At 56.8% G+C, this 25,484-nt stretch carries 20 protein-coding genes; 9 read left to right on the top strand and 11 right to left on the bottom strand.

The genetic code is table 11. From position 1 onward, the window contains the following. Positions 1-138: 138 nt before the first annotated feature. Positions 139-1,974 (bottom strand): hypothetical protein, encoded by a 1,836-nt coding sequence (locus RBB82_RS01160; RefSeq protein WP_433973286.1) that lies wholly within the window; start codon positions 1,972-1,974, stop codon positions 139-141. A 279-nt stretch (positions 1,975-2,253) separates the two neighbouring features. On the opposite strand from RBB82_RS01160, the gene RBB82_RS01165 reads away from it, so the two are divergent. Continuing rightward, entirely contained in the window at positions 2,254-4,425 is a 2,172-nt protein-coding gene (locus RBB82_RS01165; protein WP_433973287.1) for a glycoside hydrolase family 20 zincin-like fold domain-containing protein, read from the top strand. Positions 4,426-4,483: 58 nt separating this feature from the next. After that, positions 4,484-5,821, top strand: coding sequence for an Hsp70 family protein (locus RBB82_RS01170; RefSeq protein ID WP_433973288.1), 1,338 nt, complete (start codon positions 4,484-4,486; stop codon positions 5,819-5,821). 233 nt (positions 5,822-6,054) lie between these two features. Here the strand turns inward: RBB82_RS01170 and RBB82_RS01175 are convergent, their stop codons facing one another. Next, positions 6,055-6,966, bottom strand: a complete 912-nt coding sequence (locus RBB82_RS01175; protein ID WP_433973289.1) for an N-acetylglucosamine kinase — start codon at positions 6,964-6,966, stop codon at positions 6,055-6,057. A gap of 89 nt (positions 6,967-7,055) precedes the next feature. On the opposite strand from RBB82_RS01175, the gene RBB82_RS01180 reads away from it, so the two are divergent. The 5 genes from RBB82_RS01180 (at position 7,056) to cobA (ending at position 15,396) form a co-directional block, all read left to right on the top strand. Continuing rightward, positions 7,056-11,117: a sodium:solute symporter family transporter gene (locus tag RBB82_RS01180; RefSeq protein WP_433973290.1), complete on the top strand. Its 4,062-nt coding sequence runs from the start codon at positions 7,056-7,058 to the stop codon at positions 11,115-11,117. A gap of 112 nt (positions 11,118-11,229) precedes the next feature. Continuing rightward, entirely contained in the window at positions 11,230-11,904 is a 675-nt protein-coding gene (gene phoU, locus RBB82_RS01185; RefSeq protein ID WP_433973291.1) for a phosphate signaling complex protein PhoU, read from the top strand. Positions 11,905-12,223: 319 nt separating this feature from the next. Next, positions 12,224-13,948 carry a nitrite/sulfite reductase gene (locus RBB82_RS01190; RefSeq protein ID WP_433973292.1) on the top strand — a complete coding sequence of 575 codons (1,725 nt, stop codon included), beginning with the start codon at positions 12,224-12,226 and terminating at the stop codon, positions 13,946-13,948. Between the two features lie 9 nt (positions 13,949-13,957). Then, entirely contained in the window at positions 13,958-14,599 is a 642-nt protein-coding gene (locus RBB82_RS01195) for a precorrin-2 dehydrogenase/sirohydrochlorin ferrochelatase family protein (protein ID WP_433973293.1), read from the top strand. Beyond that, a complete protein-coding gene (gene cobA / locus RBB82_RS01200) occupies positions 14,596-15,396 on the top strand; it encodes a uroporphyrinogen-III C-methyltransferase (protein WP_433973294.1) in 801 nt (266 codons plus the stop codon). The genes RBB82_RS01195 and cobA overlap by 4 nt, the downstream gene beginning before the upstream one ends. Here cobA and RBB82_RS01205 read toward each other — a convergent pair. Beyond that, a complete protein-coding gene (locus RBB82_RS01205; RefSeq protein ID WP_433973295.1) occupies positions 15,352-16,035 on the bottom strand; it encodes a PEP-CTERM sorting domain-containing protein in 684 nt (227 codons plus the stop codon). The two genes, cobA and RBB82_RS01205, sit on opposite strands and share 45 nt — an antisense overlap. A gap of 469 nt (positions 16,036-16,504) precedes the next feature. On the opposite strand from RBB82_RS01205, the gene RBB82_RS01210 reads away from it, so the two are divergent. Beyond that, positions 16,505-17,044, top strand: coding sequence for a hypothetical protein (locus RBB82_RS01210; RefSeq protein ID WP_433973296.1), 540 nt, complete (start codon positions 16,505-16,507; stop codon positions 17,042-17,044). 106 nt (positions 17,045-17,150) lie between these two features. Here the strand turns inward: RBB82_RS01210 and RBB82_RS01215 are convergent, their stop codons facing one another. The 6 genes from RBB82_RS01215 to RBB82_RS01240 all read right to left on the bottom strand — a co-directional run bounded on the left by RBB82_RS01215 (position 17,151) and on the right by RBB82_RS01240 (position 23,238). Next, positions 17,151-17,918, bottom strand: coding sequence for a phenylalanine 4-monooxygenase (locus tag RBB82_RS01215; protein ID WP_433973297.1), 768 nt, complete (start codon positions 17,916-17,918; stop codon positions 17,151-17,153). Between the two features lie 671 nt (positions 17,919-18,589). After that, the gene (locus RBB82_RS01220; RefSeq protein ID WP_433973298.1) at positions 18,590-19,378 is read right to left on the bottom strand and encodes a LuxR C-terminal-related transcriptional regulator; all 789 of its coding nucleotides are present in this window, start codon (positions 19,376-19,378) and stop codon (positions 18,590-18,592) included. 3 nt (positions 19,379-19,381) lie between these two features. After that, positions 19,382-19,708 (bottom strand): PilZ domain-containing protein, encoded by a 327-nt coding sequence (locus tag RBB82_RS01225; RefSeq protein WP_433973299.1) that lies wholly within the window; start codon positions 19,706-19,708, stop codon positions 19,382-19,384. Positions 19,709-19,825: 117 nt separating this feature from the next. After that, complete coding sequence (locus tag RBB82_RS01230; RefSeq protein WP_433973300.1) at positions 19,826-21,040, bottom strand: hypothetical protein; 1,215 nt, start codon at positions 21,038-21,040, stop codon at positions 19,826-19,828. A 45-nt stretch (positions 21,041-21,085) separates the two neighbouring features. Continuing rightward, positions 21,086-22,036, bottom strand: a complete 951-nt coding sequence (locus RBB82_RS01235) for an aldo/keto reductase (protein WP_433973301.1) — start codon at positions 22,034-22,036, stop codon at positions 21,086-21,088. A gap of 143 nt (positions 22,037-22,179) precedes the next feature. After that, positions 22,180-23,238, bottom strand: a complete 1,059-nt coding sequence (locus RBB82_RS01240) for an aminopeptidase (RefSeq protein WP_433973302.1) — start codon at positions 23,236-23,238, stop codon at positions 22,180-22,182. Between the two features lie 433 nt (positions 23,239-23,671). Here RBB82_RS01240 and RBB82_RS01245 point away from each other — a divergent pair, with 433 nt between their 5' ends. After that, positions 23,672-23,929: a hypothetical protein gene (locus RBB82_RS01245; RefSeq protein WP_433973303.1), complete on the top strand. Its 258-nt coding sequence runs from the start codon at positions 23,672-23,674 to the stop codon at positions 23,927-23,929. On the opposite strand, the gene RBB82_RS01250 is transcribed toward RBB82_RS01245, so the two are convergent. Together RBB82_RS01250 and RBB82_RS01255 are read right to left on the bottom strand one after the other, a co-directional pair. Beyond that, positions 23,926-25,029: a carboxylate-amine ligase gene (locus RBB82_RS01250; RefSeq protein ID WP_433973304.1), complete on the bottom strand. Its 1,104-nt coding sequence runs from the start codon at positions 25,027-25,029 to the stop codon at positions 23,926-23,928. The two genes, RBB82_RS01245 and RBB82_RS01250, sit on opposite strands and share 4 nt — an antisense overlap. 76 nt (positions 25,030-25,105) lie before the next feature. Continuing rightward, a complete protein-coding gene (locus RBB82_RS01255; RefSeq protein ID WP_433973305.1) occupies positions 25,106-25,477 on the bottom strand; it encodes a hypothetical protein in 372 nt (123 codons plus the stop codon). Positions 25,478-25,484: the final 7 nt, after the last annotated feature.

Below are 25,484 nucleotides of genomic sequence, written 5' to 3' on the forward strand. Positions count from 1 at the left end.
ACCTCTTCAATCTGGCCAGCACCTGAAGAACGCCAGCATAGGAAGCGTATCAAAGATTCAGCCGCACCTCGAACAAATGCCATTTCAAACAGACAAAAGGCACCCCGAAGGGTGCCTTTTGTTGTGAAGCCATAGCTACTACGGGAGGTAGTAACGGAAGCTGGTGAAGACCATGTTGTTGGTCGCGTGCGGCCCACCGAAGGTGGTCGTCGCTGCACCGGCTGCGCTGGTTACACCTGCCCAAGCCTGACGGCTGAGGTAGCTGTACTGCATCTGGTACTGGAGACGGCCGTACTTGGGGCTGGTGTAGAAGCGGTAGGTGAATCCTGCGGTCGCCTCATAAAGATACTTAGTTGCGCCAAGGCAGTTCGCTGGAGTTCCAGGGCTGTATGGAGGATTGCCTGAGACACCGATGCTGCCCAGACCGGAGGTCGGGGTGGTCGGAAGGGTCTCAGTGTTGCAACCCGCGTTGGTGCTGGTGATCGGAGCGTAGCCTACGAGCTTACCGGCATCTGCACCGATGGTGCTGAGGTAGGTTGTACGCTGCGCGTACTCTTCGCCCCAGTAGCCGACCAGATCAAGCTTCGGCAGCGGATGCAGTTCGACCGAAGCAAGCCCTTGAAGATTCTTGATCGGCTCGAGCGTACCGTCGGGGTGAACCGTAACGTCTGGCAGAGTGGAGGTGCCGTAGCGGCCTACACCGGTGCCACCGAGGACGTGGACGCCTACGTCCGCGAACTTGGTGATTGGCGCGCGAGCGTTCACGAAGAAGCCACCGCCGACCTTGGTGTTATTGGTGCCGCCAGTAGCCGACGGAGTTGCCAGCGTCTGGTTGGGATAGTAGCGATCGCGGAACCAGCGAGAGACACCGCCGATTTCAAAGTGGCCGAACTTGGCGTCGTAGGTGGCTTTGGCGATGACGTCGGGTGCGACGTTGTTGGAGTAGTTCGCGGTGAGATTGTAGAGACCGCCGCCCGCACCGGCGTTGCCGATGAAGAAGTTGTTGTTTGCGTTGGTGGCCGAGTAGATGATCTCAGCTTCTTCGACTGATACCGCACCGGTGAATCCACCGATCTTCTGTTGGAAACGGATGCCAGGCTGACGCTCCCAGCTGAAACCGACAACGTACTGAGCGTCGATGACCTGTGGCAGATTTTCTGTGCGATTGTCTGTGCTCTTCTTGGTTTCTGTTACGAGCGACCACATCTGACCGCCGGTTACAGTGAATCCGTTATTGAGAGCGGCCTGACCAAAGATCTGACGCTGACGAAGAACGTAGCTGTTGCTCTGGTTTTCGTTGCTCGATGCACCCGCGCCGAGGAAGTCAGCTTCGACGTAGCCGGAGAGCTTGAATGGGCCAGGGTTCCCGACGAAGAGGGCTCCGATGCGGCTCTGACGACCGGAGAAGTTAAGCTCGCTGGTGTTGGCCTGGGCCGCTCCCGGGTAGGGGGTGGCGTTGAACGGGGTGTTTACATCCGCGTTCATCGCGCGTTGACGGTAGACCATTTCACCCGCGAAGAAGGCAACCGGCGTGATCTGGACACCCTTGTAGTGAATTGCCAAGGGCGACTCGAGCTCGTCGGAGATGGTCTTCTTCGTGTCGCTGATGGTCTGGGCCAGGCCGACATTGGTGGTTTTGAGGTCGGTCACGGTGCTGTTCAGGTTCGAGACGGCTTCAGTGTTGGCCGAGAGGTTGGAGCTGAGGCTATCGGCCTTGGCCGAGGCGGTGGCTGCAGCGGTCTGGGCGTCCTGCGCGGACTGCTGAGCCGCCGCGAGTTTTGCATCCTTATCTGCATTCTGTTGTTTGAGAGCGTCGATCTGAGCCTGCTGGCTCGCCATCTGCTCGCGCAGCTCCCGAATCTGCCGCTCTACCGGGCTCTCGGCGGGTGCCTTTTTGTGAACGGTCGCCTTCTTTGGGGCGGTGCTCGTTTGCGCCTGAAGCGATATTGAACTGATAACCAATATCGCTGCCATAGTCGCTCGTAGTTGCTTCGTCATGGAACCTCGCAGAAATGTGAAAAGGCACAAGGACATCAAGAAAACAGGTCAGCCCTACTAGCCTCTCCGACTTTCTTCCTTTTGCTCTTTGACTCATGCTCACAAAGTCGTGTGAACAGAGGAATAATTTGTGCGTTATTCACGGAGAAAACACTTTTCATTTGTTAACGCTGTGTGAATTTTGAAATCTGAGTGACTACGGCTGAACTTTGTTGGTTGCTGCAGAGCCTGGAGAAGTGATTTACCGTTATTGGCATGTCCTCTTATCGTCTCGGCTCCCTTTTGGCCGGTCTTGCCCTGTTCGCCTCCTTTGCATCCCTTGCCTCTGCACAATCGCAGCTGAAACTGATTCCCATTCCGCGGGAGGTACACGCGACCGGAGATCAGCGGCTGACGCATGGTGTGCGCATCGTGTGTGCGTCGCCTTGTTCTGCGGAGGACCAGTTTGCGGCGGATGACCTTGCGGCGACTTTACAGGCGCGGGGGATTGCGGCGGCAGCGGCTGCTGGGTTTCCGATTGAGTTGACACGGTTGAGTACTCATCCCGACACGAAGTTCAGCGATGAGATGAAGGCTGAGGGATATACGATCTCGACGACCTCAACTTCGATGACGGTGGTGGGGGCGACTGCGGAAGGGGTGTTTTATGGAGCGCAGACGGTGAAGCAGTTGATCGATGGGAACGGCGACCGCGCTGTGTTGCATGCTGCGAATATTCGGGACTGGCCGGCGATGAAGTATCGGGGGCTGGATGACGATATGTCGCGTGGGCCGATTACGACGCTGGAGTTTCAGAAGAAGTTGATGCGTACGCTGGCGGCTTACAAGGTCAATATATATTCGCCGTACTTCGAACATACGCAGCAGTATGCTTCGAATCCGCTGATGGCGCCGCCGGGGAGTGTGACTGCTTCGGAGGCTGCGGAGTTAGTTGCTTATGCGCGGCTTTATCACATCACGATTATTCCGGAGCAGGAGGCGTTTGGGCACCTGCACCATAATCTGGCGTGGGAGCAGTACCAGACGCTGGCGGAGACTCCGCATGGGGCGGTGCTTGCACCGGGACAGCCGGGGTCGATTGCGCTGATCACGCAGATGTTTACGGAGCTTGCGGCGCTGTATCCGGGGCCGTTTCTACATATTGGCGCAGATGAGACGGTGGATCTTGGGCTTGGGCAGACGAAGACCGATGTGGATGCGAGGGGGCTTGCGCCGGTTTATCTTGATTTTCTGCAGAAGATTGTGACGGCGCTGAAGCCTTTGAATCGGAAGCTGCTTTTTTGGGGGGATATCGCACAGGACTCGCCTGATTTATTGAAGGACCTGCCGCAGTCGTTTAAGGATTCTACGATTGCTGTGGCATGGGTCTACAACCCGGAGGCTCGTGGGTATGACCGCTTTCTGACGCCGTTTACGAACGCTGGGTTTGAGACGTGGGTTGCACCGAGTGTTAATAATTTTCGGAAGGTCTATCCGAACAATAACAATGCTCTTGCAAATATTCAGCGCTTCACTGCCGATGGACAGCGGTTGGGTTCGACGGGGCAGCTCAACACTATCTGGAACGATGATGGGGAGGGGCTGTTCAATCAGGATTGGTACGGGATCTTGTTTGGCGCGGCGGCGGCGTGGCAGAAGGGGGAGTCGTCGACTCTGGATTTTGAGGACTCGTATGCGCAGGTATTTCATGGCGACTCGACGGGTGATCTGAATGAGGCGCAGAAGGAGATGATGCTGGCTCATTCGGTGCTGAAGGATCAGGCGAAGGAGGGTGATGGAACGAACAGCATCTTCTGGCTTGATCCGATGTCGAAGGATGGTTTGAGAATTGGAGCGCAGGTTCTTCCCTATGCTCATGAGTTGCGACTGCATGCTGAGCGCGCTTTGACTTTGATCGCGCAGGCGAGGGCGGCTGCACCGGCACCGCCAGCGGTCTCGAACGGGCCTAAGGTTTATGACCCTGCGGATTCTTATCCGACCGCGCCAACGACGTTGCGGGAGACTGCGGCTATCGATGCGCTGGAGTTGGGAGCGCGGCGGATGGACTTCATCGGACTGAAGTTTCAGCTCGCCGAGGAGATCGCAGAGGGTTATCAACGGGCTTATGCGATGCAGAACACCAAGGATAAGAAGCAGCGAATGGATGTGAGCCGGGAGCTGTCCGACATCAACGGTGTCAATGGACGGATACAGGATTACATCGACGCCTATTCGCTGTTGCGTGATCTGTATGAGCAGGCTTGGTATCGCTCGAATCGTGCGTATGCGTTGCGGCCGGTACTGGAGCACTATGACTACGCCGTCGGGATTTGGGAAGCTCGCAGCGAACGAGTTCGGAGCGCGCAACGGCAGTGGTCGGATACGCATACTTTGCCACCGGCGGCAGATCTGGGGATACCGCCGCCTGCTCCCGCACCGGCAAAGTAGAGGTTTTCCAGAGGTTTCGGTAGCGCTCAGGTCGAAATGTCTGGCAATCTAAAAGATCATGCTTTCGACGGACTTCATCGGCCTATCACTTGGAATTGATTTCGGCACTACGAACAGCTCCATCGCTGTAGCGCGAGGCAACGGCGCAGTGGAGCTGGTGTCCTTCCCTACCGCGAAGGGTGCCACTGAGTCGTTTCGTTCGGTGCTTTACCTCGAACAGCAGAAACATGCGGGTCGAACGCAGATCAAAAGCTTCACGGGACCTTCTGGCATTGAGCATTACCTTCAGGCTGAGCATAAGGGCAGGCTGATTCAGTCGCTCAAGTCGTATTTGACGAGTCGTACCCTGACTGGCACCGAGGTGTTTGGCCGCAGGTACACGATTGAAGATTTGATCTCGCGCATTCTTACTGATTTACGTCTGGCTGCGGAACGACAGTTCGGCCAGCCAGTTCGTCATGCGACGGTGGGGCAGCCAGTGCGTTTTGTGGGGGCCGATAACGTCGAGGATGATGAGTTTGCCGTCAAGCGACTAAAACAGGCTTTTATACACAGCGGATTTGAGTCCGTCACGTTTGAGATGGAGCCTATTGCGGCGGCCTATGCCTATGAGGCCACGCTCGACCATGATGAGCTGATCTTGATCGGCGATTTTGGTGGAGGCACAAGCGATTTTTCTCTGCTGCATGTTGGTCCCGGTGTTCGCGGCCGAGGTAGAACCGCCAAAGATCTTCTTGGCAACAGCGGACTGGGGCTTGCCGGGGATAGCTTCGATGCGCGCATCGTCCGTAAGCTGGTATCTCCGGCGCTGGGCTCCGAGAGCTTTGAACGCTCCTATGCACTCGCACCCGATCGTCCCGCCAGCATTATTCCTGCGGTACCAGCGTGGATCTATGCCAACCTGGAGCGCTGGCACTATTTATCTTTTTTGAAGACCAGGAACGTGGCGGAGATATTGAAGAGCGCCCGTGCCCGTGCGCAGGAGCCGGAGAAGATTGAAGCGCTGATCAATCTTGTTGAAGAAGACCTTGGGTATCAACTCCACCAGGCAGTGCAACGAGTGAAGGTGGACCTGTCGCATACCGAATCTGCAGAGTTTCGTTTTCGTGATGGGAGTATGGACACTGTCACGACGGTCACGCGCGAGGACTTCGAGGCATGGATTGCCGATGATCTGCGATCGATAGAACAGTGCGTCGATGCACTACTAACGAAGAGCGGCGTTGATGCGCGAGCGGTTGACCGGGTGTTTTTGACGGGTGGTACGAGCTTTGTGCCGGCGGTAAGGCGGATCTTTGAGACGCGATTTACGGCTTCGCGCGTGCGGGCGGGGAACGAATTTACTTCGGTTGCGCGGGGGCTCGCTTTACGGTCACTGGAGATAGCTGGCTCATAGAAGCGTTCAAGACGATGTGGCTTCCTAAAAACAAGCAACGACGTAGAACAAGCAACGAGGTAGAACAAGCAACGACGTAGAACAAGCAACGACGAAATACGAGGATCCTTCACTGCGTTCAGGCTGACAACGTGAGGAGCTGTGGCGACGTGAAGGGGCAGTGGCGACATGAGGGGACGTGGCGAAGTGAGGGGAAGTGGTGAAGCTTCTGTCGGGGAAAGTCTGTGGCGGGGCTATTTCAGTATCTGTCTTGCTCGCCAGAGAGCGCCTTCGAGTGAGTCTACTGCTCCCTCTAAGACCTTTACGTTTGGCGATGAAGTTTTGAGGGTCGCCACCATCGAAGAGCGGACCAGCGAGATGTGCTCCAGAACACTGCCGGTGTAGGCTGCTTCAACGTTTCTTCTGCCACCCGACTCCCTCATCTTCAGAGCGACAAGAGCTATCTGTTCGGCGAGCTCAGCGCCAGCACGCTCTAATACTGCGATTGCGAGTTCGTCGCCTGCCTCGGCACATCGCTTCACAATAGGGGCGAGGGCTGGAAGGTCGGGGCCAGGACGTGCATTTGCCATTTCGACGATCTCGCCGAGGGATCCTGCGCCCCAGAATTCTCCGATCTCTGTAAGCAGGTTGGTCGGGACGCCGCGGTCTTTTGCCCAGAAGCCTGCACGCAGAGCTTCCTGGCCGATCCAGAAGCCGGAGCCCTCGTCGCCGATGGCGGGGCCCCATCCGCCTGCGTGATACATGGTTCCATCTTCGACTCTGCCCATGATGTTCGAACCTGTTCCGGCGATGATAAGAATGCCCGGGCCACCACGAAAGGCACCGTCGAGGGCGATCTCTTCATCGCCAACGAGAAGCAAGCCTCCGCTGACGACTTCGCCAATCTCGCGCTCGGCCCACTCGCGTACGGCGTCGATGGTCAGACCTGCAAGTCCGACACAGGTTTGCGTGACCTCACCGAGACTAACGTCGGCTGTACGGGAGACCTCTGCCAGCATGGCGCGCAGTCGGGCGGAGGCCTCTGCCTCGCTGACTCGCATGAGCTTCACGCTGCCGGTTTCGGCACGTCCTAATATCGTTGTCTCATCTGCAAGAAGACATCTTGTTTTCGTACCGCCCGCGTCGATCGCCAGATACAGACCCATAAGGTGAAATGATATGTCAGGTTTGCGGTCTCGGAGCGGGGGCGGGCTGCAACCTTCGTCCGACACATCTTATGGAAGAGGCATGCTGCGTGCAGGCGCGTGGTCGCTATACACTTGCACGAATGCATGCTGCCGCACTTCCAACGCGCCTCCACACCTTCGACCTGGGCCTGATCGTCGTTTACCTGATTGGTATTACGTTGTTTGGCTTGCGGTTTCGAAGCAGTAAAGACCCGAATGCACGATCGCTGCGGAGTTACTTTCTGGCCGACCAGACGATTCCGTGGTGGGCGATTGCACTGTCGATTGTCTCGGCCGAGACTAGTACGCTGACGATTATCAGTATTCCGGGTGTGGCGTTTGCCGGGGATTTTGGCTTTTTGCAGATCGTGATCGGCTACATGATCGGGCGTGTGGTGGTGGCGTTGATCTTTCTGCCGAAGTATTTTCAGGGGCAGATGCTGACTGCGTATCAGTTGATCGATCGGCGTTTCGGGCACACTTTGCATAAGGTGACTGCGGGTTTGTTTTTGTTGACGCGCGCGGCGGCTGAGGGCGTGAGGGTGTTTGCGGTGAGTATCGTGGTAGGGATCGCGATTGGGACGCGGGATGTGTTGTCGATCGGGATCATCTCGGCGTTGACGCTGCTCTATACGTTTGAGGGCGGGATGGCTGCGGTGATTTGGACCGATGTTGTGCAAATGGTGATCTATATTGGCGGGACGATGGTGGCGATCTTTACGCTGGGGACGCATGTGCCGGGAGGATGGTCGCAGATTCATGAGGTCGCTGCGGCGGCGGGTAAGTTTCGGCTGTTCCACTTCGCGTTGAACCTGACACAGAGCTATACGTTTTGGGCGGGAGTGCTGGGCGGAACATTTTTGACGATGGCCTCGCATGGTACGGATCAGTTGATGGTGCAACGGATGCTTGCGGCGAGAAATTTGCGCGAGTCTCGTCTGGCGCTGCTTTCGAGTGGGGCTGTGATCTTTTTGCAGTTCACACTTTTTTTGCTGATTGGGGTGGGGCTTTATGTCTTCTATGGTCTGCATCCGACGGCGTTTGCTTCTGCGGATCGGATCTTTCCTACGTTTATCGTTCAGGAGATGCCGGTTGGTATTGCGGGATTGCTGGTGGCTGCGATTCTCGCGGCTGCGATGTCGAATTTAAGTGCTGCACTCAATTCCCTTTCGTCGACGACGGTCGTGGATTTCTATATGCATTGGCGGCCGGAGGCGGATGATCGGGAACGCATGATGGTGTCGAGATCGAGCACGGTTGTGTGGGCGGTGGTGTTGTTCGGAGTGGCTGTGTATAGCGTGTTTGCTGGCGGCAGGGGCCATGTAGTGGAGGTTGGGTTGTCGATTGCTTCGGTGGCGTATGGAGCGTTGCTGGGGGTTTTTTTGCTGGGGACGCTGACTCGTTATGCGACGCAGGCAGGAGCGATTGTCGGGATGATTTGTGGGTTCGCGCTGAATCTTCTGCTGTGGCTGCATGTGACGCCGATTGCGTTGGGGCCGCTTACGGTTCCGCATATTGCCTTCACCTGGTATGTGCTGATTGGGTCCGTCGTGACGTTTGTTGTGGGTTCGCTGGCTAGCGTGGTGTTGCCTGGGGGGCGATCGGCTCGAGAACGGAGCAGAGCTGCCGCGCGTGTTGCCGGGATAGTGCTCGCGTTGGCTGTGCCGGTTTTGCTGGCTTTGCGTTGTGACGCGCAGAGTGCTTCTGCTGGCAGAGGCTCGGACAGCGCCCGGGAGCACTACGATTTCAGCGGTGTTTCTGCGGTTTTGGATCAGGCGATCGCTGCCAAGAAGCTGCCGGGGGCGGTGGTGCTTGTTAACCATGATGGAAAGACGGTGTTCGAGAAGGCTTATGGTAACCGTGCCCTTGAGCCTGCCGTTGAACCGATGACCGAGGACACGGTCTTAGATATGGCTTCGTTGACGAAGTGCCTTGTCACGGCGACGGCGGTGATGCAGCTTTATGAGGCGCATAAACTGCAGGTTGACGACCCTGTGGCGAAGTATCTTCCTGAGTTTGCCGTCAATGGAAAACAAGCGGTTACTGTTCGTGAGTTGCTGACTCACTACTCGGGTCTGCCGGAAGATCTCGATTTGAAGGATGCGTGGGGGCTGGCTGCTCCTGATAAGGCGGAGGGTGTTCGAAGGGCAATGAATGCGGGGCTGGAGACTGTGCCCGGCACACATTTCAAGTACTCCGATATTAACTTCATCACGCTAGGCGTGCTGGTGGAGAAGGTGAGTGGGGAGAGGCTCGACGACTATGCGGAGGAGTATATCTTCGGGCCGCTCAAGATGACGCATACTCGCTATCTGCCTAGCAGTACGTGGATTTCGACCATTGCTCCGACGGCGTATGACAATGAAGGCACAGCGGCTACGAATCCTGATTTTGACAGGCTGCTTCGCGGGACTGTGCATGATCCTACGACGAGACGAATGGGTGGAGTGGCCGGGCATGCGGGGGTATTTTCTACCGCTGGGGATGTTGCGTTGTTTGCGCAGGGGCTGCTCGATCGGCTTGCCGGGCGTCCGAGTAATTTTCCGTTGGAGCAATCGACGCTCAAACTGATGACTCAGCCGGAGCAGCCATCGACGGCCGTTGCTGGCGCGACAGTTTTTACCGCTGACGGCAAGACCACAACAGGGGTTGCAACGCGCGGTTTTGGTTGGGACATCAACTCGGCATTTTCGCGTCCGCGTGGTGAGGTGTTCCCCATCGGCAGCTTTGGGCACACCGGGTTTACCGGTACTTCACTTTGGATGGACCCGTCGAGTGATACCTTCGTTGTTCTGTTGTCGAATGCGATTCATCCGCGAGGAGCGCCGCCTATCTCGGTTGTACGCGGGCAAGTTGCCAGTGCAGCAGCTCGCGCACTTCGACTCCCCGAAAGACCACGCTCTGATGTGACAGCTTCCAAAACGCTTACGGGAATTGATGTGCTGGAGGCTAGTCACTTCGAGGCGCTGGCCCAGGCTGCGAAACGTCATAACAATCATCTGCGGTTGGGACTGCTTACTAACCAGACTGGGCTTGATCGCGAGGGCAAGCGCACGATAGACATTTTGCTGCATAGCATTCCTGAAGTGGAGCTTAAGACGTTGTTCTCGCCGGAACACGGTCTTCTGGGAGTGAAAGATACGACTAAGATTGGCAATGATCTTGACCCTTCGACGCGGCTTCCTGTCCTCAGTCTTTATGGAGCAAAGCCGGAGCAGCGTCGGCCAAGTATCGAGTCTCTCAAGGCTCTTGATGCTGTCGTGATTGACCTGCAGGATGTGGGAGTTCGCTTTTACACCTACGAAGCAGTGGTTGGTTATTTTCTTGAGGCTGCAGCCCAGGCGCATATCGAGATTATTCTGCTGGACCGTCCTAATCCGAACGGGGGGATCGCGGTGCAAGGTCCGGTCTCCGATGCTGGTGCCGAGTCATACAACAACTACATGCCGATGCCGGTTCGCAATGGCATGACTCTTGGTGAGCTTGCGCGGTACTTCAACAGCGAACGCAAGATTCCAAGTACCACTTCACCCAATATTCAGATCCCCATTCAAGCTCAACTCACCGTTGTGCCGATGCAGAACTGGGAGCGTCGGGAGTTCTTCGACGAGACCGGACTGACATGGACAAACCCCAGCCCGAATCTGCGTAGTCCTGCGGCCGCCACGCTCTATCCTGGAATTGGCCTGACGGAGATGACCAACATCTCGGTTGGCCGTGGCAGCGATAGACCCTATGAGCATATCGGCGCGCCCTACATCAATGGTTCAGAGCTTGCGGCTTACCTGACTGCGCGCAATATTGCTGGTGTGAGCGTTACAGCAACGAGCTTTGCCGTTGCGGATGACTCGAATCACTACCCGTCACACGGGAAGACGATTCCGGGAATAGCTTTCACTGTGACTGATCGAAACGCTTTTAATTCGCCAGAGTTTGGAATTGAACTTCTGAGCGCATTACACCATCTCTATCCTGAATTTCAGCTGGCGAAGGCCGCTTACCTCGTCGCGAACGTCGATACGATGCAGGCGCTGACAAACCAGGATGATCCGCGAAAGATCGCTGCGGCCTGGGAGACAGAACTGGCAGCGTTTGAGTATCGACGACAGGAATATCTGCTTTACAAGTAGTCTTCGCTATTCCCAAACTATGTACATGAACCTCTCGTCTTAGCACGATATTTATAGTTTCTTCGCCTTCTTTACGTCACAATAGTAGGATGGCCTTTCGAGGGACTTACCTATGCCACGCATCAACTTTCAGCTACAACTGGTAGCTCTCAAAGACAAACTTCTTGCCATGGCGGCGCTCTCGCAGCAAGCACTTTCGCTGTCGCTGGAGGCGTATCTCACTGGAGATCTTGGGCTTTGCGACCACGTACGAGAGATTGAGGCGGCGATCAATTCCGCTGAGCGCGACGTCGACGAGATGGCCTACGATCTGCTGGCCAAAGAGCAACCGATGGCCATCGATCTACGCTTTATCCTGTCAGTCATCAAGATCAATGGAGACCTTGAGCGCATCGGCGATCAGGCCACCAATATCGCGTCTCGGACGCAGTTTCTGCACGATTCGCCGAAGATCTCCCTTCCCATCGACATTCCAGATATGGGTGAGAAGGTGGGGGTGATGATTCGACGCGCGATTCAATCGTTGCTGGAGGCAGATGCCAAACTTGCCGAGTCCGTGCTGGCAATGGACGACGAGATCGATGATATGAACCGCGATGTGCAAAACGAGCTGATGGAAGTCATGCAGCAACATCCGGTTGTCAGCGGACAGGCGCTCAATGCCATCATCATCTCGCGTAATCTGGAACGCGCAGCAGACCATGCGACGAACATCGCCGAGGACGTCATCTTCTGGGTCCGAGGTTCCGACGTGCGACACAAACTGTCTCTGGCGGAAGTAGACTAAGTGTCTGCATATCTGCTTTCACTCGGAATTTCATTGTTGCGGCCTTCAAGACGTTGATATTTAGAGTGTCTTTCGGCTAACCCGCCTTGACGTGTGGTGGCTCGGGAACTAACCTTAGAGCATGGTGATTTCGACTGCACATAAGCTGACCGTCTGTTGCGCGTGTTGTCACGACTGCGCGCGTGGTCGACTTTGCCTGATTCGCCGACTTAGCAACTAAGTCCCGATCATCCCGCAAAAGCCATCAGCGCCCACTTCAACAGTGGGCTTTTTATTTCTGACGCACTCATTCTTCTGTCGCATCAAAAGGACCCTCATCATGAGCACCCCCGACTCACCACCCGTCAAAGAGACCAAAGCACAAAAGTCCGAACGGCTGAAGCTTGCGAAGAATCCCTGGGAGGCATGGGATGAGGTCCGTCAGTTTGCCAAGGAGGGTCGCGGCTCCGTGGTTCCTGAGTGGGCCGGAACCTACTTTAAATGGTGGGGTGTTTATACCCAGGGCGATGGTGTCGGCGTAACGGGTGGTGTCGGCGGCGAGGGCAAAGCTACTGAGTTTTTCATGATGCGAATTGGGTTACCGAATGGCATTCTTACGAGCGCGCAACTTCGCGTTATTGGTGAGCTGACAAAGAAATACGCACGGAACCTTGCGGACATTACGACGCGACAGAACATCCAGCTTCATTGGCTGACGATTGAGGCTCTGCCCGAGGTAGTCGATGCACTGACTGCAGTGGGGTTAAGCCCCAAGGGCGCCTGCGGCGATGTGGTTCGCAACGTAACCGGCTGCCCGCTGGCTGGACTCGATGGACACGAGATTATTGATGCCTCCCCGTTGGCTGTTGAGATCGCACACAAACTGACGGCCAACCCGGAGTTTTATAATCTGCCGCGCAAGTTCAAGATCTCCGTTACAGGGTGCTCGTTGTGGTGCTCGTACCCGGAGATTAACGATGTCGCGCTTACTGCGATCAAACGCGTCGTCGATGGCAAAGGAGAGGTTGGTTATACGCTGAGGGTTGGGGGTGGACTCTCTACCGAGCCTCATCTTGCGGTGAGGATTCCAGCTTTTATCCGACAGGACCAAGCGTATGCGGCTGTTCATGCGACTGCGGAGATCTTCCGCGAACAGCAGGAGCTTCGCGAGAACCGGACGCGGGCACGTATTAAATACCTTTTCATGCGGCATGGCTGGACTGCCGAGTCCTTCCTTGATGCATTAGAGAGCAAGCTCGGCTATAAATTGGCCCCGAGCCCAAGCGCGAGCGACATCGTTCCGGATGATGTGTACCGTGACCACATCGGCGTTACGCCGCAGCGTCAGCATGGGGTGTCGGCCGTTGGCGCAAGCGTTCTGCGCGGAAGGCTTTCTGGTGACCAGCTTATTCGACTGGCTGAACTGGCTGAGCAATATGGCACCGGCGAGTTGCGCACGACCATCATGCAGAACATCATCATCGTCAATGTGCCAAATGAGAAGACGGCTAGCCTGGTGATTGCGTTGAACAGTATGGATCTGCAGGTTGATGTATCGGCATTTTGGCGAGGAGCGATTGCATGCACGGGAACCGAGTTCTGCAAGCTCGCGATCGCCGAGACGAAAGGGTTCTCAAAGTGGCTGGTCAGCGAGATGGAGGAACGGCTTCCAGGCTTCGACCAACAGATTAAGCTGCATGTGACTGGATGCACGAATAGTTGCGGACAACATTGGATCGCCGATATCGGTCTCGAAGGTAAGAAGATCAAGAAGGACGGCAAATCGGTCGACGCTTTTTATTTTTGCGTTGGAGGAGCCGTTGGCAGGTTCGCGCGAACCGCTCGGCCGCTCGGCTATCGGGCCGCAGCTGACGAGGTTCCCGATGCGATCGAGAGACTACTGCGCAGCTATCTCGCTGATCGGCTGCCGGACGAGGATCTTCGTGCTTATTTTGCGCGAACCGATGACGACAGTCTTCGCGCACAGCTTGCCGGCACGGTAGTCGATCCGGTGGAACGGGATGCGCCGCCGGTGGGTGCTGGCCGTCATGCTCCGGGAGAGTAGATTTATAGTATGGATCTTTTTCCTATCTTTCTTAAGATCGCTGCCCGGCCTTGCATGGTGATTGGAGCGGGCAACCTTGCAGAATCGAAGATCGATTCGCTACGAACTGCTCATGCCAAGGTTACGGTGATCGCGCCCGCTGCGCGTCCCTCCATTGTTGATCTGGCTGTCGCCGGAGAGATCGAATGGCAACAACGGGAGTACGTGGACGGTGATTTGGCAGGACAGTTTCTGGTGGTTGCCGCAACGGATAATGCGGCCGTCAACCGTGCCGTTTTCCATGAGGCCACGAAGAACAATGTCATCTGCAATGCAGTGGATGACCCACCATTCTGCGACTTTTACTTCCCTTCCGTAGTGCGGCGGGGCGATCTGCAGATCGCCATCTCTACGGCTGGAGCCAGCCCGGCGCTGTCGCAGAGGCTTCGCAAAGAGATCAATGAGCAATTACCGCTGGACGCTGGAGACTGGGTGAGCGATCTGGGTAATCTACGCCGCGAAGTGACGCAGATGGAGCCGCTGAATGAGGAGCGGAGGTGGCTGCTTCACCAGTTGGCACAGCGTGAGGTCTGCGGATATGACGGATGCCCTTCTCGTGTGATGGCCCGAGAACATGCGTTGACCAATCCGCTGCCTGAGAGGAAGTCTTGAACGCCGCCGCGCAACCAGGGAATGTCTATTTAGCCGGAGCGGGCCCTGGGGATCCGAATCTGCTGACGCTGCGTGTGCTTCGGCTGCTTGAGACGGCGGATTTGATTCTTCCGGATGATCTTGTCTCTGCGGAGATTCTCGCGATGGCTCACGCGGGAGCGGAGATCATTCCGGTTGGGAAGCGATGCGGGCAGCCGCGCATTACGCAAGCCGAAATCCATGTACTGATGTTGGAGGCGGCTCAGGCAGGCAGGTCAGTGCTCCGACTGAAGTCCGGGGACCCTCTCATCTTCGGACGAGCGGGAGAAGAGATGGCAGCGCTGCGGGCAGCTCAGATTTCATTCGAAGTGATCCCCGGCATCACGACTGCCTTTGCCGCTGCTGCACGACTCAAGACGCCGCTGACCGACCGTAGTGCAGCTTCCAAACTGATTCTCGCTACGGCCCATCACGCAGCGGGAAAGCTAGAGCCAACGCCAAAGTGGGCCGGAGGGCTGGCGGACGACGCCACCTTGATTATTTATATGCCCGGACGCAAGTTTCGCGCGCTGGCTGATGACCTTATTGCATCTGGGATTATCGCCGACACCCCGTGCGTCGCGATCAGTAACGCGACTGCGCCGGAGGAGCACATTCACCGTACTACTCTCGCAGGGCTGGACGATGCAGATGTTGGTCCCGCACCTGTGATTCTGCTGATTGGTCATGCGATTCAACTCCCGGCACTCGACGACCGGGAGTTGAAGGGTGTACTAAGCCTTGAATCTGCGACGAATTGTTCCGGCAGCACCGGCTAATCCGGTGAGTAAGTAGACGAAACTTGCAGGCTCCGGCACAACTGAGACGGGTGGAGGTGTGACCGGTGGAGGCGTCACAGGTGGAGGGGGTACAGTCACGCCTTTGCCGGGGCCACCGCCTGAAGATGCTCCACCACCGGAGCCGCCAAAACCGGGATAGTAGGGTGCAGTTCCACCTTCGCTTGGGCTACCCGACGAGTACCCACCGAACGGAGGTGGTGCATCGTTTTCGGCAATCAGTTCACCCGGAGCAGCAGGCAGCAGATCGATTCCGTAGTTCGTCGGGCGCTCGGCGTTGAAAGGACCCGGAGTCTCTTCGGATACGAGGGGCTCGTCTCCCCCACCTTCCGGCAGGACACCGCAGGCCAGATCGATGTGGCGGAGCGTCTGTTTGCGGGTCATCGGATGACTCGCACGAACCAGCTTTGGCTTGGGCGCTGGTTGCACTTGAGCGATCTTCCGCTGGGCGTACAGCTTCGCCCGACGCCTGGCAGCGGCGATGCGCTGGACCTGGCGCGAATGCGCGAGTTCCTGGCGGTAAGCGGCATACCAGCGCTCGCAATCTGTTGACGCGCTGACACAAGTTGCGGAGGCACTTACGAAGAGCACCAAAAGCAGAAGATAGACAAAGCGACGCATTCGTTCACCTTAGGGTAAGTAAAGATCGTCCTGAACCATTACTGGACGAACACTCCGGATGTTGCAATTTGCAGACCAAAGCGGTGAGGAAGTAATACATGCCGAATATTGCAGAGTTTACGCAAAATCTTTACTTAGTTGGGAATATTTTACCCTGCAGTGCCAATTGTTTTCCCTTTCTCTGTTAGCAAGATAGGAACGGCGTTTCTGCTTGTCCCGTTCTGATACACGGGAAATCACAGATCTGCTTCAGTTTGGGGGAGAGACTCGAGATTCCTCGGCGCTGGAGCGTTCCCTAGAGCTTCTCTGCACTTGTTTGCAGCCGGGTTGCGAAATATTAGACCCGCACAACATTTTTTACCTTTTTGCGTTCCTATATACAGGATGTCGGTTCCGCTTTGGGCGGCCTGGGATCCGCAAGGCCATTGACGCTCGAAGGCGTACTGGGCTCTTGCAGAGGAGATTCGAAATGCGATTTTTACGCTATCTCGCCTTACTCGCTGTTCTAATCATCCCGGCAGCGACTTACTCTCATGCCCAGGTTTCGGTTGGGGTCGGCATCGGTGGCCCGGTGTATGGGGGTTACGGCTACCCGGCTCCGGTTTGCGCCTATGGCTACTACGGCTATGCTCCTTACGCTTGCGCGCCATATGGATACTATGGCCCGTCGTGGTTTAGCGGCGGTATCTTCATCGGTGCCGGTCCTTGGTTCCGTGGTGGTTATGGCTACGGATACCGTGGCGTCTACGGCTACCGCGGTGGATACGGTTATGGCTACCGTGGTGGCTACGGCTACCGGGGTGGTTACGGTTATGGCGGCGGATACCGCGGTGGATACGCCGGCGGCTATCACGGTGCGGCAGTGAGAGGCGGGTTCGGGGGTGGCGGTTATCATGGCGGCGGTGGTGGTGGATACCACGGTGGCGGCGGTGGTGGTGGATTCCATGGCGGCGGTGGTGGCGGCTTCCACGGTGGAGGCGGCGGTCATGGTGGTGGCGGACACCGGTAAACGCCCGCCAAGCGTTGCATGTAAAAGCGGCTGCGGGTTTCATTCCCCGCAGCCGCTTCTTATTTTTGATGATTTAACAGACCACTCTGTGATGCTCAGTTCGTTTCTAGGTCAGCCTGCTTTCGGCTAGCTTAGTCGCTTCGTAGATCTGGTCGAAAGACTCGACGGCGTAGAGGACCGATTGCATCTCACTGGTCTGAAACTCCTGATTAAGGACGGCGTCGAGATCAAAGTCCTTGACCTCGCAGCCTCCGGCCAGAACGCGGGTGCATTCGCCGTGAGAAGAGATCAAACCGCTGCCATAAACCTTGATCTCGCCGTTCTGACGGATGAGGCCAAACTCGACTGTGAACCAGAAGAGGCGCCCCATACGCTCCAGCGCCTCGGGATCGGTGAGGCGTGCGCAGATTTTTCCGTAGCTTTCGAGGAAGTTTGCGAAGACCGGGTGAGCATGCATGGGCACGTGGCCGAAGACGTCGTGGAAGATGTCCGGCTCCGGGGTGTACTCCATCGAGTCGCGCGAGCGGAGCCATGTGGTGGTGGGAAACATGCGAGCGGCGAGCATCTCGAAGAAGGCGTCGGCCGGGAGGAAGCCGCTGACTGGGGTGGACTGCCAGCCTGTACGGGGCTGAAGGAGCGCGCTGACCTCGGAGAGGTTGGGTAGTTTGTCTTCCTGGAGTCCGATCTGGCGGAATCCGTCGAGATACTCCTGGCAGGCGTGCTCGCGGAGTTGCGGCATGCGGCGGCTGACCAGTTCAGCCCAGATGGCGTGTTGCTCGGGGGTGTAGTCGGCCCATGTTTGTTCGATCAGATACGGCGCGGCCACGTTCAGCTTGCCCTGGGCCAGATTCAGTGGTGAAGTCGCAATTCCCATGTGGTTCTTTAGGCTCCTTACTGCCTGGAGAAGGATACATCTTTCATAGGATGACTTGTGTCACCGGGAAGGTGGTACCCCCTCCCCCTCGGGGTATTTTGTACGTAAATTCTTTCTTTTGAATGGTTTGAAGATCAATGCTGTCTGCAAAATATTCATTCCAGATGGGTTACGCCTAAAATATTCCATTCAAACGGGTTAGGGCGATATAGCGGCGAGAAAGTTCCTCCGTTCACGGTTTCGTGTTTCTGCTTTAATTATATGGAACTGAGAGGAACTCATGCGTCAGCTTTATATCGTTGATATAAAGCGAGATGTTGGAGTCTGGGGCTTGACAAGAATTTTGGGGGAAACTGTATGGGAGGGCGCGGGCGAAATGCGGGGGGTCTCTCCACTACACAACAGACGGTGAGACTGTCTGTTGCTTCGGTCGAGATGACGCTTTTTGGGTGGTGGGGACGACAGACGACGACAAAAGCAACTGCAACAGCAGATCCCTACGGGATGACAACCAAAGAACAAGCAACAACCACAGCAGTGGCAAACGCAGAATTCTGTGGGGGATGACAACAAAAAAACAAGCAACAACCGTAGCAGTGGCAAACGCAGAATTCTGTGGGGGATGACAACAGAAAACATGCGGCGGCAACTGCCACTGCGGATGTGCCTGGCTACATTTTGGCGCGAAGGGGCTGGGAGGGCTCGGTGTGAGCAGCTGTCGCGGCGGGGTCTGTATCGACCAGGTACTTCTTTAAGAGTTCGTGGTGCAGGCAGTAGAGAGCCAGCTCCAGGCGGTCGGAGACGCCGAGCTTGTCGTAGACCTTGCGCAGATAGTTCTTGATGACCTGCTCGGTGGTGCCGATCTGGTAGGCGATCTCTTTGTTGCGCATGCCGCGGGTGATGCAGCTGATGATGGCCAGCTCTTTTTTAGAGAGCTTGGGCTGGACTTTGGGATCGGTGAGGCTTGTAGCCTGAGAGCGGTAGGCCTCAATGACCCAGCTGATGGACTGGTTGTCTATCCAGGTCTCGCCTTCGGCGATCTTGCGGACGCACTTCACGAGAAGGTCGGGGGAGATGGAACGGGGCACGACTCCGCGAACGCCGCGACGGTAGAGTTCGACGGTGTTGGACTCGTCGGTCTCGGAGACCTGGACGATGAGCTTCGCGTCGGGCGCCTGGCGGACGAGCTCTGGAATAGCATCGATGGTGCCGGAGATGAGCTGCCCTTCGAGGACGACGACGTCTGTGGGATAGCGCTGCAGGGCGGCGTAGAGATTCTGGAGCGTCTCGACCTGGGCTACGACCCGAATGTCATCTTCTAGCGCAAAGACTTTCTTCATCCCTACGCGATAGATCGCCTGCGAATCGGCAAGAATGACACGAATGCCAGCAGGGGATGTGTTTTCTTCAGGGAGTTCCTCGTTGCTGCGAGCTGTTGTATCGAAATGGACAACGTTCATATGTCAGGCCTTTAGAAAGTATTCGTCGATCACTGCGGCCGCTTTTTTCTCACCGTTCTGCAGATAGTGGCGGACGACGCGTCCGATGCAATGTATGGTTACGTCGTTTGTAGTGCCCATAACTGCCGAAGGCATTGCTATGGTGAATTCAATTCTGCTGTCTACTTCCGGTAGCTGTTCACTTACGAACAGCAAACCGTTTGCCGAGATGTTTTCAGTAATGGCGTCCAACTCGCCCTGTTCTGTCTGCACCCGTATTGGGAGTCTCATAGGAAAACGTACTGCGGTGCGAACTGGATTTTCCCCGTTCGGCATCTGCCACTGAGCCACTCATCCTCCTTGGACCGCGTTCTGGTGCAACTTTACGCCGTAAAAAGCATTCCTTAAGTAACACAGTGGAGTCTACCGCACCTGACCGATTGTTTCTCCATTTTTCTGAGAGCTGGGTCACACCTTTGGACATAGGGCGGCGGAGCTGCCGACCCACTCCTTGTCGCGATTGTGGTCTACGCCCATCATGAGTCCGCGGCCCAGGCGGACCAGGGCGATGGCAGGCTGGAGGGCGCCGTCGTCTGGCCAGAGGTACATGATGCGAATTTCGGCCTGGGTGAGGCCGTGGGGAGTTTGGATGGTGTGTTCAAAGGTGACGCGCTCCTGCAGGAGGTAGAGGTGGCGGTCTGCGGGGGGGATTGCGTTTAGCTCCTTGTCGGTTGGGGCAAACTGAATTCCCTTCCCGGCGAAGGAGTAGAGGGGCTTCAGGAGGAGTTTTTCGCGGTCTGTGGGCAGGCTTTCGATGTTGCGGCGGGCGAACCAGTCGTCGAGGAAGACCGCTCGCGGGACCGATGGGTGGTTGAGGTAGGGCAAGGAATACTTGCTGATGCGGAAGTACCAGTTGGGATGGCCGGCCCACTCGACGTTGAGGTCGTCGCGGTAGTCGAAGGGGAGATGAATGTTTTTGCGTTCGAGTTCGTCGACGATGGCACGGTTGTAGATGCGATGGATGGGGATGTCGCGGCCGTTGCGGTGGTAGAAGAGGCGGTTGCCGCGTTTCGTGAGCTTCGTGATGTCAACGGTGGAGATGCCGAGTTTGTCTTCGTAGACGTGGAAGTCGGGAAGGGTTTTCTGGTGGTCGGGGTCGATCTCGAGAAGGACTACGCTTTCGGGGTCGTGGCTGTTGAGGATTACCTTTCGCAGTAACTCCCAGTAGGACTGCTCGGTGAGGCCGCCGAGATGACCTTGCAGGTTGGGGTCGAGGTTGTAGGTTTCGATGTATTGGGGGACGAGGATGTCCTGATAGCCGAAGATCGAGGGGAAGGCCTGAAGCTCGACGAGTTTGGGGCTGAGGGTGCCGTCGGGGTTGCGAACGAGACCGAAGTCCACGGTCATGAAGTTGGGATGGGGATTCTCGTTGGGGACGAGATATTGGGCGGGGATGGTCTGGTTTGAGGCCTGCATGTAGGCGGGGTTGTCGAGGAGCTGATCGGTGAGCTCGGCGCCGGTGCGGGTGAGTTCGTCGAGGAGCGACTGCGGGAAGAAGCAAGGGGTTTCGGCGATGCGAAATTCGATGGTGGTGCGGGTGGCGCGATTCAGGCGCGAGATGAGGTCGGCGTATTTTGATGGGGTGAACTGCGCGTTGAACTGGTCGCGATAGGGCTGCAGCATGGGAGCTAGTGTAGCTGCTGCAGCCGGTTTCGCGAGGGTTTTCCGTTATGGGTGTGCGGCGAGGAATGCGTTGATCTCGGCGTATTCGGCGTCGCTGAGGCGGAAGGTGATGGCGGGAATGACGCCTTCGACCTGTTTGGCGTTGCGGCCGCCGACGATGGCTGCGGTGATGGCTGGGTTGTGGAGCGTCCAGGCGATGGCTACGACGCCGGCAGTGACGTTGTGACGCGTGCCGATGGTTTTGAGGAAGTCGGCGATGGTGAGATTGCGCGAGAGCAGCGGCTCCTGGTAGTTCTTTGCGTTGCGGCGGAAGTCGTCTTTGGGGAAGTTGGCGACGCGTTCTTTCGACATCGCTCCGGTGAGGAGGCCGGAGTGCATGGGGGCGTAGTTGATGGTGCCGATGTTGTGTTTGTGGGTGAAGGGGAGGATTTCGGCTTCGACCGCGCGGTTGAGCATCGAGTAGGGCGGCTGGTTGGAGGTGATGGGAGCGATCTTGATGGCGCGCTCCATCTGCGAGACGCTGAAGTTGGAGACACCGATCCAGCGGACTTTGCCTTCGCGTTTCAGGTCGGCCATGGTGGTCCAGCCCTCTTCGAGATCCTCATCGGGTTTTGGCCAGTGGACCTGGTAGAGGTCGATGGCTTCGACCTGGAGGCGGCGAAGGCTGTCTTCGACTTCGCGGCGGATTTGCTTGAGGTTGTTGGTGATCTCGCGTTTGTCGTCCCAGACCATCGAACTTTTTGTGCAGACGTAGGGCTTGCTGGATGCGGATTTAATGGCTTTGCCGACGATCTCTTCGGAGTGACCGAGGCCGTAGACGGCGGCGGTGTCGATCCAGTTGATGCCGAGGTCGATGGCCTTGTGAATGGCTGCGATGGAATCGTTGTCGTCTTGCGGGCCCCATGAGAACGCCCAGTCGCCGCCGCCAATTGCCCATGCACCAAACCCGATTGGGGAGAGGTGCAGATCTGAGTTGCCTAGTTGTTTCTTGTCCATAGTTGGATTGGACGTGGGATGGGGTGTGGAGGCTTCAACACTGGATGAAAATGATGGTTGGGGTTTGTTGTAGAGAAGCAGATTCCTCCGCTGCGCTGCGGAATGACAACAAAAGAACGAGCAAAGCGAAGGACGGTGATTGTCTACGCTTCGATGAGGAATTGGCCGTCGCGCATGATTTGTTCTTCGCCGTCGGCGTCGCCGAGCCAGATGCTGAACTCTAGGCCGACTACGTCGATGTGGGTGGAGGACTTCCAGGGAGCACCGGTATGGGCGCCGTAGGGGTCGCCAAAGGCGATGTGGATGCCGGGGAACTTTTCATCTTGCAGGATGTTGCCGATGACGCGGTCTACGCCGATGTTGGTGCCGATGGCGAACTCGCCGACGCGGTCAGAGTTTTCGTCGGTGTGGGTGTAGGCCCAGAAGTCGCGCTCGAGGGCTTTGTTTTCGCTGGAGACGCGGGTGATGCGATTGCCTTCGATGTTGATGGTGAGGGGCTGGTCGCGGAGGATGCCGTAGCGGGCGCAGAGGTAGTCGCCTACGACGCCGTCGACGACGAAGACGCCGTTGACCTCGCCGGGCGCCGTGAAGCACTCGCCGCCGGGGAGGTTGCCCCACTTCTCGGTGCTGATGATGCCTGAGGTTTTGAACCAGCGGTAGTCGGGGTTGAGTTGGGCGTGGATGTCGGTGCCGGCGGGGGTGGTGGCGCGGACGTAGGTGGCGGCGCGGACCTTGTCGAGGACGGCCTGGGAGAGGCTGTCGATGGCGAGGAAGTCGGCACGCATGCCCTGGGTCATTATTTCGGGGGTGATGTTGACCATGTGGGCGTGGCGCATGCGGCGGCGATTGACGACGTCGGTCATCTGCATGCGGGAGTGGAGTTCGTTGGGCTGGACTTCGACGGCGAAGATGCTGACCTGCGATGTCTCCATGTCGTCGAGGATTGTGGCGGGGAGATTGACGAGTGGGCGTGGGGCGAGGGCTTCAAGTACGAAGGCGTTCCATGCGCAGCCGATGCGCTCGAGTTCTGCGACGAGAGAGGCTGCGATGGTGAGGCAGCGCTCGTCTGTGATGAGGGTGACCTTCTCGTTGGGCTGGATGCGCAGGCAGGTCGTGACCGCGTTGCGAGCGCCGGGGGTGAACTCGGCGGGAAAGGCTGTGGTGCGTAGGTCTGGTGCGGTCTGCGTTGCTTGATCCATCATGGGTACGGCCTTCCGAGTGAAGCTTTGCTCTCAGGATATAGGTTTCTCGGTATTTTCACAGGGTTGTGATGTTTTTTTGTTGACCAAGGATGGTACAGATTCCCCAAGATCGGGGGATTTACAAAGTGCGATGGGCGTGAATTGAGAACTGCGTTAGAGGGGATTTAGAAAAGACGTAACGCGTGCTTTCGGTTAATTCGACTGCGTTGCTCACACAATGCCGTGAGCAACTTCGCTCGGGATGGCACGGGAGAAAGCAATGACAACTGCAAAAGCAGATCCCTGCGGGATGACAACAAAGGACAGGCAACTGCAACAGCAACTGCAAAATACGGGGGTCTCTCCACTGCGCCACTCACGATGAGACTGTGAGTGGCTTCGGTCGAGATGACGAGTGTTTGGGTGGGGCGAGAAAACAGCAGATCCCTGCGGGATGACAACAAAAGGACAAGCAACAGCAACACCAACACCAACAGCAACAACAACTGCAACAGCAACTGCAACACCAACACCAACAGCAACTGCAACACCAACACCAACAGCAACAACAACTGCAACAGCAACTGCAACTGCAACACCAACAGCAACAGCAACTGCAACTGCAACAGCAACAGCAACTGCAACAGCAACAACAACTGCAACACCAACTGCAACTGCAGATTCAAGAGCAACGTGTCTTGTGGCGATCTAGAGGCCGGCGCGGGTTTCGGCGCTCATGTAGTCGACTACTGCTTTGAGGTCGCCGGTTTCGCGGTAGACCTTGAGTTGGCGGTCGGCGCCAGTGCCCTGGGCGAGCATGGTGTGGATGTAGTTGATCTCGTTGCGACTGCCTAGTTCGTCGAGGACGTCGTCGATAAAGATGAGGTACTCGTAGATGAGCTCGCGTACGGGGACCTCGGCTTGCTTGCCGAAGTCGATCATCTTGCCGTCGATGCCGTAGCGGACGGCACGGAACTTGTTTTCCATGAGCAGCGCGCGGGAGTACTGGCGATAGTCGACGTTTTTTGAGTGAAGGTGCCAGAGCTTGCAGGCGGTGGCCTGGATGAGCGCGGCAATGGCGATGGACTCCTGCGCGCGGAGGGGGATGTCGCAGATGCGCACCTCGACGGTGTCGAAGAAGGGATGGGGGCGGACGTCCCACCAGATTTTTTTTGCGTTGTCGATGGAGTTGGTTTTGATGAGAAGGTTTACGTAGCTCTCGAACTCGGAGTAGCTGGCGAAGCTGTCGGGGAGGTTGGTGCGGGGGAAGTTTTCGAAGACCTTGGCGCGGTAGCTCTTGTAGCCGGTCTCCATGCCGAGCCAGAAGGGGGAGTTGGTGGAGAGCGCGAGGATGTGGGGAAGGAAGTAGCGGAGCGAGTTCATGATGCGAATGGCGGCTTCGCGGTCTTCGATACCGACGTGGACGTGGAGGCCGAAGATGAGATTGGCACGGGCTACGAGTTGGAGGTCTTCGACGACCTGGGCATAGCGTGGATCGGGGTAGATCTCCTGGACGCGCCAGTCTGCGAAGGGGTGGGTTGCTCCGGCGATGAGGAGGAGGTTGTGCTCTTGGGCGAGGTCGATCATATTGCGGCGGAGGTCGAAGAGGTCTTCCTGTGCGACCTGGATGTTGCTGCAGACGCGGGTGCCGACCTCGATGACGGATTGGTGCATCTCTGCCTTGACTCGCTCTTCGAGGCGGAGCTTGCCTTTGGCGAGCATCTCGGTGGCGATGTGCGAGCGCAGGTCGCGGGTTTCGGGGTCGACTGTCTGGTACTCCTCTTCGATGCCTAGCGTGAAGGTGGGGCGCATATTCTTGGCCTCGTTAGCGAATACCAAAACCTAACACGGATAAAAAGGATTGGGCTTTCTGCACAGCCGTTAAATACTAAGTTCCGATAAACAACTTCACTTTTAGACGTTTAGAACTGTGGGCCAAGGTCACAACAACTAACCCTTCACACCAATTCGGCTTGAGGAATTGGAGATAATGTGTGTTCCCTTTGCGTGTGGACTGAATTGCGAAATGCCCATTTTTATCCGTACGCGTTATTGGAACGCAATTTTTGAAGTCGGCGTTGCACTCAGCAACAGCGACGTCTTCAAGTCCTTTCTCATCCCGATCGGCGCTCGAGTAGAACACAATACCTTGCAACGAACCTGCTTGAGCATGAGACTCGACAGTCTGATTGGCCTGAGCCAAAACACAGGGCGCTTTTGCGAGAAGGCACAAGATCGTCAGCATGCGCCAAGTTTTCATCTATTCG

This window comes from Tunturiibacter lichenicola (assembly GCF_051013355.1).
Lineage (GTDB): Bacteria > Acidobacteriota > Terriglobia > Terriglobales > Acidobacteriaceae > Edaphobacter > Edaphobacter lichenicola_F.

Coding starts and splice junctions, on each gene's coding strand:
- RBB82_RS01175 (WP_433973289.1), bottom strand. CDS start 6,966: ATGGGTCTGTATCTGGCGATCGACGCGGGCGGTACGAAAACAAGATGT.
- RBB82_RS01205 (WP_433973295.1), bottom strand. CDS start 16,035: ATGCGTCGCTTTGTCTATCTTCTGCTTTTGGTGCTCTTCGTAAGTGCC.
- RBB82_RS01160 (WP_433973286.1), bottom strand. CDS start 1,974: ATGGCAGCGATATTGGTTATCAGTTCAATATCGCTTCAGGCGCAAACG.
- RBB82_RS01235 (WP_433973301.1), bottom strand. CDS start 22,036: ATGGACAAGAAACAACTAGGCAACTCAGATCTGCACCTCTCCCCAATC.
- RBB82_RS01190 (WP_433973292.1), top strand. CDS start 12,224: ATGAGCACCCCCGACTCACCACCCGTCAAAGAGACCAAAGCACAAAAG.
- RBB82_RS01230 (WP_433973300.1), bottom strand. CDS start 21,040: ATGCTGCAGCCCTATCGCGACCAGTTCAACGCGCAGTTCACCCCATCA.
- RBB82_RS01215 (WP_433973297.1), bottom strand. CDS start 17,918: ATGGGAATTGCGACTTCACCACTGAATCTGGCCCAGGGCAAGCTGAAC.
- RBB82_RS01170 (WP_433973288.1), top strand. CDS start 4,484: ATGCTTTCGACGGACTTCATCGGCCTATCACTTGGAATTGATTTCGGC.
- RBB82_RS01240 (WP_433973302.1), bottom strand. CDS start 23,238: ATGATGGATCAAGCAACGCAGACCGCACCAGACCTACGCACCACAGCC.
- RBB82_RS01220 (WP_433973298.1), bottom strand. CDS start 19,378: ATGAACGTTGTCCATTTCGATACAACAGCTCGCAGCAACGAGGAACTC.
- phoU (WP_433973291.1), top strand. CDS start 11,230: ATGCCACGCATCAACTTTCAGCTACAACTGGTAGCTCTCAAAGACAAA.
- RBB82_RS01255 (WP_433973305.1), bottom strand. CDS start 25,477: ATGAAAACTTGGCGCATGCTGACGATCTTGTGCCTTCTCGCAAAAGCG.
- RBB82_RS01165 (WP_433973287.1), top strand. CDS start 2,254: ATGTCCTCTTATCGTCTCGGCTCCCTTTTGGCCGGTCTTGCCCTGTTC.
- RBB82_RS01195 (WP_433973293.1), top strand. CDS start 13,958: ATGGATCTTTTTCCTATCTTTCTTAAGATCGCTGCCCGGCCTTGCATG.
- RBB82_RS01245 (WP_433973303.1), top strand. CDS start 23,672: ATGACAACAAAAGGACAAGCAACAGCAACACCAACACCAACAGCAACA.
- RBB82_RS01210 (WP_433973296.1), top strand. CDS start 16,505: ATGCGATTTTTACGCTATCTCGCCTTACTCGCTGTTCTAATCATCCCG.
- RBB82_RS01250 (WP_433973304.1), bottom strand. CDS start 25,029: ATGCGCCCCACCTTCACGCTAGGCATCGAAGAGGAGTACCAGACAGTC.